This is a genomic window from Microcystis sp. LEGE 08355 (genome assembly GCF_015207185.1).
In the GTDB taxonomy this organism is placed as follows: domain Bacteria; phylum Cyanobacteriota; class Cyanobacteriia; order Cyanobacteriales; family Microcystaceae; genus Microcystis; species Microcystis panniformis.
This window is the reverse complement of sequence record NZ_JADEXI010000193.1, coordinates 1-7,623: the sequence shown is the minus strand read 5'-3', so window position 1 is coordinate 7,623 and position 7,623 is coordinate 1. Positions and strand designations below refer to the sequence as shown.

The window sequence follows — 7,623 nt, the reverse complement described above, 5'->3', positions numbered from 1 at the left end:
GGGTAAACTATTGATCTGCTCGATTAACGAGCAAATAAAAATGTTATTTGAATTGACCGATATGGATCGAGTTTTTGAAATTTTTAATAACCGAGAAGAATTAGAACAAAAAATCCTCGGAAGTTAATCAGCGAAAATCCACCTTCATAATCGAAAGATCATCCTTAAAATTGCCATCAAATTGTAAAGCTTGAATTTTTTCAATAAAATTATCGAGATTTTTGGCGTAATTACAATGATAATTTCGTAAAGATTGAATAAAGTTTTCTAGTCCCCACATTCTCCCATCAGCACAATCAATCTCGTAAATTCCATCACTAAAAAGATAAAGGCTACTGGGTAAATTCAGGCATTTAACCTGATTAATATATTCCGCTTCTGGAAACATCCCGATGGGAAAACCAGGGGCTTTCAGTCTGGTTTCAATCATCTGGCCAAAAGGTTTTTGAGTCAGGAGAACTGCTGGGGGATGACCGGCGCTGGCATAGGTTAACTGTTGTTGTTTCCGATCATAAATACCGTACCAAATAGTAAAATATTTATCATTCTTAGGACTGATTTGATAAACTTGATTTAACCCTTGTAAAACCTGATTAGGTTGATAGTAATTCACCTGACTTAAACCACGGGAACGGAGAAGATGAATCACCGAAAGGGAAGGTAAAGCCGCTCGTAAACCATGGCCCGCCACATCTAAAAGATATAACATCAAATGGTCATTATCTAACCAATAATAATCAAAACCATCGCCCCCCAATCGACGAGAAGGAAGGAAGCGAAAATCGATAGCAAGTTTTGGAGAAATGAAAGGTTCTGGTAACAGCGATCGCACATAGTCCGCCGCCTCCGCTAACTCCATTTCTAGTAATTGTTTTTGCGCTTGCAGATCATGACTTAATTGATGCAAACGTATTCCCGCACGCACGCGCGCTCTTAACTCATTAATCTCGATCGGTTTACACAAAAAATCATCGGCCCCCGCATCCAATCCCTTCACCCGATCCTCCACCGATCCCAAAGAAGTTAAAAGGATAAAAAAAGTCGTTGACAGTTGGGGATTGAGCTTAATTTGCCGGCAAACTTCCAACCCATCGATCCCCGGCATCATCCAATCACAAATAATCATCGCCGGTTTTAGTTGCCCCGCTTGCTTTAATCCTTCTTCCCCATCACTGGCAACAAAAACCTCGTATTCCTTCTCCAAAGCTCGTCTCAGAAACGTTTGAATTACTCCATCATCATCAATTACTAGAATTCGTACCATCTTTTTTGTAACTCGACTATCTCAATCTTACTGCTTACCCCCGACCCCCTGACGGATGACTTTGCTTGTCCCTCAAGATGGGATTAAATCCAGAATCGAGCTAACACATCATTCATAGTTTGGGAAAAATGGTATAACTTCTAGCGTAAGGCATTGCAGAGGTAAACCGGGGGTGAAGATTTCTTTTCAGGTAGATAGCGATCTCAGGTCCTTAGATACCGTTTTAAAATATTTTGAGCAACTTGAACCAGTGGGCATTCCCCAAAAAGACTGGCTCCAGTGTCAGCTTGCTCTTGCCGAAGGTTTTACCAATGCTGTCCGTCACGCTCACCGACACCTACCCCCCGAAATTCCGATCGAGATCGAGATTGAGATTACCCCTCACCAGATGGAAATTCGCATCTGGGATCGGGGTTCCGTCTTCGATTTAGAGGACTTTATCGAGAAAAACGCCTATCATGACTATAGTTTCTCTGGTCATGGGCAAGGACTGCCGATCCTCCGAAAAATCGCCGATCAACTCAGTTATACTCGCAACGAAGATCAGCGCAACTGTCTATTAATTATTAAACAATTTTCCCGCCATGAATCCGATCGCACCCCTAGTTTCTCCTAGTTGGTTAGTGACTAATCTCGATCGCCCCGATCTGATGGTTATTGACTGTCGTTTTCAGTTAAACGATCCCGATCTCGGTTATCAAGAGTATTTAGCCAATCATATTGAAAATGCCTTCTATTTACACCTAGATCGCGATTTATCGGCTCCCGTTGCCCGTCATGGCGGCCGTCATCCTTTACCGAATCCGCAGACAATAGCCGCTAAATTAAGCTCTTTAGGGGTGATTTCCGGTCAAACCCATGTCATCGCCTACGATGCCTCCCGTTTTGCCTTTGCCAGTCGTCTCTGGTGGTTATTACGTTATCTCGGCCATGAACGAGTCAGCATTCTCGATGGTGGTTGGCAAAATTGGTTAAATGCCGGTTATCCCGTCTCTAATCAGATACCTGTGCCGAAAACCGGCGCTTTTCTCCCCCAAGTTCAACAGGATTGGGTAGTGACGATTGAGGAGGTGAAAAGGCAAAAAGAGCAAGGGGGAGTGGTGTTAATTGATGCCAGGGAAAGCGATCGCTATCGGGGTGAAAGGGAACCGATCGATCCGATCGCCGGTCACATCGAGGGGGCGCTTAATTATCCCTGGTTGGAAGTCACCGATAGTCAGGGTTTTTGTCAACCCCTGGCCCAGCAAACACAACGTTGGCAAGAGCGGCAAGGCGATCGAGAAATTATCCTCTACTGTGGTTCGGGAGTGACAGCCTGTGTTAATATCTTTTCCCTGACCCTAGTCGGATACGACAATGTTAAGCTATATTCTGGAGGTTGGAGTGATTGGTGTTCCTACCTGATCTAACCAGCCTTGTTGATACCCATCTATCGAGAAAGATTATCGAAATGACCTAATTACTGTACAATCCCCCTATTATCACTTTTAATTATTCCGAAACTATTATCTAATTTGTCTCCTCAGTGGGTGGGTGGAATTAAATATAAGATGAACGTAGGTTGGGTTGAAGCATGAAACCCAACGCCCGATTATGTTACGCTACCGCTAACCCATCCTACAAATAATTGTGCCTCCCTACTTAGACAAAAAAGCTAATTTTTATTTTAGTTGCTATCCTTTTGCTCTCAAATCACCGCTATTCCCCAAAGAATAGACGTTTTCCCCCGTAAAATTACCTAAAATGTCGGATGAATGCCCCCGCTACATTTTTCGACAAGATACTCACCTTTGCGGGGGATGAAATCCGACCAGAATATTAGCAACGGAGCATCGGTTTAATTCTACCATCTGTGGGTAAACTGTGTTATAATTAACTTAGCCAAAGGTCAAGGATTGTTAGATGCTAGTCGTAGAAGCAAAGTTAAAAAACGGAACACCAGAGCAATATCACCAGCTTAATGAAGCTATTAGAACTTCTCAGTTTGTGCGTAACTCTTGTGTTCGTTATTGGATGGACAATCAAGGGACAACCCGCAATGATCTCCAAAAACTTTGTGCGGTACTAGCTAACAATAAAGAGACCCCTTGGGTTAATAAATTAAACTCTCAAGCTCGCCAATCGGCTGCTGATAGAGCCTGGCAATCAATTAATCGGTTTTACCAGAATTGTCATGCCAAGATACCGGTCAAAAAGGGTTTTCCTCGGTTTAAAAAGCATAGTCGTTCGGTTGAGTATAAACTAACAGGCTACAAACTATCTGATGATCGACGTAAAATCAGATTTACTGATGGCTTTAAAGCAGGAGAATTTGATTTATGGTGTAGTCAAAAGACATTAGTTTATTATTCAGAGCAACAGATTAAACGGGTAAGAGTTGTTAGACGTGCTGACGGTTATTATTGCCAGTTTTTAATTGACGTAGAACGGCAAGAATACCATAAACCAACGGGACAAATAACAGGAATTGACCTAGGGTTAAAAGAGTTTTATACCGATGCTCAAGGTAATACTGTAGAGAATCCACGTTATTTAAGCAAGTCAGAAAAACGACTTAAAAAAGCACAAATGAGATTATCAAAACGATTTCGTCAAGGAAAGAAACAGTCTAAAAACTATCACAAGCAACGGATAAAAGTAGCTAGGCTTCATCTTAAAGTGTCAAGACAACGTAAAGACAAAGCGATTAAAGACGCTTTGGCGTTAGTCCAGTCTAATGATCTGGTAGTCTATAAAGCTTTAAAGGTAAGAAACTTAGTCAAAAACCATAAGCTATCTAAGTCGATTTCTGATGCTTCTTGGTATCAATTCACCGAATGGTTGAATTATTTTGCCAAGATTTATCGGATTGTTTGTGTTGCTGTGCCGCCCCATTTTACGTCTCAAGATTGTTCAGTTTGTGGGACGAGAGTGCAAAAAACATTAAGCACTAGAACTCATAAATGTCCTAACTGTAAAACAGTCTTAGATAGGGATCATAATGCAGCCATCAACATTCTTAAAAAAGGGTTGAAATATTTGGGAAATTATCTCAACGGTACTGTTGGGCAAACAGAAACCGACCCAAACGCCTTGGGAGAGTCCGACCTCTGGGTTTTTAATGGAGACATTGAGAATCTAAGCTGTCTCGTTGAACAAGGAATTTCTAACAGCGATGTGGAAAGAATCCCCCGTCACAGCGTAGCTTGACGGTGGGAGTATGTCAATAAAAGGTAATTTTATAGTTAAACTCTATAAAAAATTAGGTATGTATTTTGTATGACAGAAGCCGGTCTTTGTCATTGTAATGGTGGCGGCCGTCCGAAGGATCGCCTTTCGATTTTTGTGGATGGCAATAATATGTTTTATGCTCAACAAAAAAATGGTTGGTTTTTTGACCCGCGCAAGGTGTTAAATTACTTCACCAACGACCCGAATATTATGTTAATTAATGCCTTTTGGTACACGGGTTTAAAAGATTCCCAAGATCAAAGAGGTTTTCGCGATGCTTTAATTAGTTTGGGTTATACAGTGAGAACAAAAATTTTGAAAGAATATTATGATGATAGTTCCGGTCGTTTTTCCCAGAAAGCTAATTTAGATATCGAAATTGTCGTCGATATGTTTAATACCGTCGATCAATACGATCGAGTGATTTTATTTAGCGGTGATGGCGATTTTGAACGAGCGATCGAACTATTGCGCTCTAAAAATACTCATATTACCGTAGTTTCTACGGAAGGGATGATCGCTAGGGAATTGCGAAATGCCACCGATCGCTATATTGACCTGAATGATATTCGCAAAGATATCGAAAAAAGTGATTATTAATCGGCCGTTTTGTCTTTAAACCGGCTATTTATCCCATTTTTCTTTATTGGTAGTCCTCACCCCAATCCTTCTCCCAGAAGGGGATAGGTGAGGCAATTAACCATCTCTTGTTTATTTTTCCTTGAGTCGAAATAGTAAAAACTGATTGACCTGATTCGGATTAAAATTATCATCACTGACCAAAATCAAAGAGCGACTACCATCAGCTAATCTTGGACCGAGGGTCATTGCTTCCAAATTATCTAAATCAATCCCTAAAGTCCCTAAATCTAGTAATAATTTTTTCCGCAAGGGTTGCACCTGTAAAGCTTCTAATTCCCCCGGTATCCTGGCGATTTTCGAGGTATCAGTGGCGCTCCCATTAACTACCTGAAATAGTTTCGCTCCAAAACCTTCTAAACCAAAAGTTCGCTCTAAACTGAGAAAATAACCCTCTTTTTCTAAAGCTAATAATTCCGTTAAACCGTAGTATCTCGCACCACTAGGTGGCCCATCTAACACATACAATTGTTCCGATACTAACACAGGCGCACCAATCGGATCAATCACATAATGAAGAAGTCGCACTCTGAGATTTTCTTCCCTTTTTCCCGTGGGACTATCTTGAATTAAAGCACTTTCTGTGGCAGTAAACAAACGAAAAGGATCGTCTTTGAGAGTGCTGGTAATCCCTAAAGTTAAGGATTCAAACCCTAAATTATCCTGTATTCCTTTTTGATTGCTATCATCCGGTAAAAAGCGATTAGGAATTAACAAAGACTCCTTTAATTGTCCCTGCAAATCAAATTCAGCAATAAAAGGAGCAATTCCCTGTTTAACCGCACCTTCACTGGAAATAAACAAAGTTTGTCGGGGCGAAAAAGCGATACCTTCCGGGTCGATCAATCCCTTTTTAAAAGTTTCTCCCTTGCCATCTTTTAGGAACGTGACCGCCTCTAAATTCACTTTTTTGATTTTTTCATCATTTATCTGCAAACTAGCCCGATAAAAGCGGGCTGGAGCTTTCTGAGAACGATCATCACTGAGGAGATAAAAGCGGTTATTGGCGCGATCATAGGTAATTGCCGATAATCCCCCCACCCTTGTCCCTTGATAATCCGCTTGTGGTAATTGATATTCTCCCAAAAACTCGACCGAGAGGGGTAGAAACATTCGTTGTTCTGCCAAAACTTGTGGGGAGACACCACAGGCAGCCAGACTCAAGGTTACAATTAAACTAGCAATTAAACCCAAAATTGGGAAACGCAAATTTTCGGCAGTCAGTCTCTTATAGAATCGATCGATCACAAAATATCATCCTCTACTACGCTCCTATCAATCTATTATGCTACGTTTTTCTCTCAGTTTATGGCTCTGTTTGATCGGTACTTCCCTTCCTCTCCTAGCACAAACAGAAACCCCTGTACCCAATCCCCTCGAAACTCCCCTAAAAAGTCCTTTATTACCCGCAATTGATCGCCCTTTAACTCCCTTAGAGCGTCGTCAACTGTTATTATACATCGATCAACGCGATGCTGAAGCTCAAGCTAAATACGATGCGGGATTAAATGAGGAAGCTTTTACCATCTGGTATGAAGTGATTAAATTAAATCGTTATTTAGGAGCAAAAGAAGAAGTAAAATCTTTGGGAAAAGTGGGGTTAGCCGCTTGGAATCGAGATCGAACCGAGGATGTTAAATTAATTACTGCTCGTTTAAAATCTCTGCAACAAACCGCAGAAACTAACCAGACAATGGACGAGGAACTATTAACATTATTAGGTACATCCTATCAACAGGTACGAGCTTTTAATGAGGCGATAATCATCTATGATAAAATCCTGGCCAATGCCAGAAAATCTGGAGATAACACAGCAGTAGAAGCAACTTTAAATCAACTTGGTCAAATTCATTTATCCCGTTTTGATTATCAAAAAGCCGCCCCAGTTTATGAGGAATTGTTAACTATTTCTAAGGCGCAGAATAATTCTTTAACTCAAGGAATTTATCTGCAAAGACTAGCAGAAATTTATCGAGAATCTTTGCAGCCAGCTAACGCAGTAAAAATTAAAGAAGAAATAGCTGAAACCCAGATCAGAAATCAGCAAATACAGTTAATTCCCGATCTAAAAATTCAAATTGGTTTAGATTATCAAGCTTTAAAAGATGCAAATAAAGCCAGCCAAAACTTTCAAGAAGCCTATTCTCTCGCTTTGGCTTTACAACAGTACGGCACCGCAGGAGAAGCTTTAAATAAGTTGGCCGAACTTTATAAAAGTTATCAACAGGTGGATTATGCTTTACAAATCTATCAAGAATTAATTAAAGTCCATGAATTGGGTTATAATTACTACGGTTTAATGAACACCTACGATCAAATCGGTCAAATTTATCTAGAGAGAAAAAATTATCCCCAAGCTTTACTCGCTTTCCAAAAAGGTGCGGAATTAGCCCAAGCTATCCGTTATCGTGAACAATATTTTCAAACCCAAATCACCCAAGTTAATCAAGCGATAAATAATCCTGAACAGTGATCTTTAAGTCTTTGAATAGTTAACTAATGGACAGGGA

7 protein-coding genes and 1 pseudogene are annotated in these 7,623 nt (G+C 40.6%); 6 read left to right on the top strand and 2 right to left on the bottom strand.

All coding sequences use genetic code 11. The features are described 5' to 3' along the window. Nucleotides 1-127: pseudogene (locus IQ242_RS11530) on the top strand (anti-sigma factor antagonist); the annotation flags it as partial. Here the strand turns inward: IQ242_RS11530 and IQ242_RS11525 are convergent. Beyond that, nucleotides 128-1,264, bottom strand: a complete 1,137-nt coding sequence (locus IQ242_RS11525; protein WP_193960070.1) for a PP2C family protein-serine/threonine phosphatase — start codon at nucleotides 1,262-1,264, stop codon at nucleotides 128-130. A 172-nt stretch (nucleotides 1,265-1,436) separates the two neighbouring features. Here IQ242_RS11525 and IQ242_RS11520 point away from each other — a divergent pair, with 172 nt between their 5' ends. The 4 genes from IQ242_RS11520 to IQ242_RS11505 all read left to right on the top strand — a co-directional run bounded on the left by IQ242_RS11520 (nucleotide 1,437) and on the right by IQ242_RS11505 (nucleotide 5,074). Continuing rightward, nucleotides 1,437-1,880 carry an anti-sigma regulatory factor gene (locus tag IQ242_RS11520; protein WP_193960069.1) on the top strand — a complete coding sequence of 148 codons (444 nt, stop codon included), beginning with the start codon at nucleotides 1,437-1,439 and terminating at the stop codon, nucleotides 1,878-1,880. Then, nucleotides 1,849-2,673, top strand: a complete 825-nt coding sequence (locus IQ242_RS11515) for a sulfurtransferase (RefSeq protein WP_193960068.1) — start codon at nucleotides 1,849-1,851, stop codon at nucleotides 2,671-2,673. Before IQ242_RS11520 ends, IQ242_RS11515 begins: the two co-directional genes overlap by 32 nt. A 493-nt stretch (nucleotides 2,674-3,166) precedes the next feature. Continuing rightward, a complete protein-coding gene (locus IQ242_RS11510; protein ID WP_193960067.1) occupies nucleotides 3,167-4,453 on the top strand; it encodes an RNA-guided endonuclease TnpB family protein in 1,287 nt (428 codons plus the stop codon). Between the two features lie 69 nt (nucleotides 4,454-4,522). Further along, nucleotides 4,523-5,074 (top strand): NYN domain-containing protein, encoded by a 552-nt coding sequence (locus IQ242_RS11505; protein ID WP_002764933.1) that lies wholly within the window; start codon nucleotides 4,523-4,525, stop codon nucleotides 5,072-5,074. A gap of 111 nt (nucleotides 5,075-5,185) precedes the next feature. On the opposite strand, the gene IQ242_RS11500 is transcribed toward IQ242_RS11505, so the two are convergent. Then, nucleotides 5,186-6,361, bottom strand: coding sequence for an esterase-like activity of phytase family protein (locus tag IQ242_RS11500; protein WP_193960066.1), 1,176 nt, complete (start codon nucleotides 6,359-6,361; stop codon nucleotides 5,186-5,188). Nucleotides 6,362-6,398: 37 nt separating this feature from the next. Between IQ242_RS11500 and IQ242_RS11495 the strand changes: the two genes are divergently transcribed. Continuing rightward, complete coding sequence (locus IQ242_RS11495; protein ID WP_193960065.1) at nucleotides 6,399-7,586, top strand: lipopolysaccharide assembly protein LapB; 1,188 nt, start codon at nucleotides 6,399-6,401, stop codon at nucleotides 7,584-7,586. The last annotated feature ends 37 nt before the right edge of the window (nucleotides 7,587-7,623 follow it).

Excerpts from the sequence above, each read along its gene's own strand:
- IQ242_RS11525 (WP_193960070.1), bottom strand. The coding sequence starts at position 1,264 with ATGGTACGAATTCTAGTAATTGATGATGATGGAGTAATTCAAACGTTT.
- IQ242_RS11515 (WP_193960068.1), top strand. The coding sequence starts at position 1,849 with ATGAATCCGATCGCACCCCTAGTTTCTCCTAGTTGGTTAGTGACTAAT.
- IQ242_RS11495 (WP_193960065.1), top strand. The coding sequence starts at position 6,399 with ATGCTACGTTTTTCTCTCAGTTTATGGCTCTGTTTGATCGGTACTTCC.
- IQ242_RS11505 (WP_002764933.1), top strand. The coding sequence starts at position 4,523 with ATGACAGAAGCCGGTCTTTGTCATTGTAATGGTGGCGGCCGTCCGAAG.
- IQ242_RS11510 (WP_193960067.1), top strand. The coding sequence starts at position 3,167 with ATGCTAGTCGTAGAAGCAAAGTTAAAAAACGGAACACCAGAGCAATAT.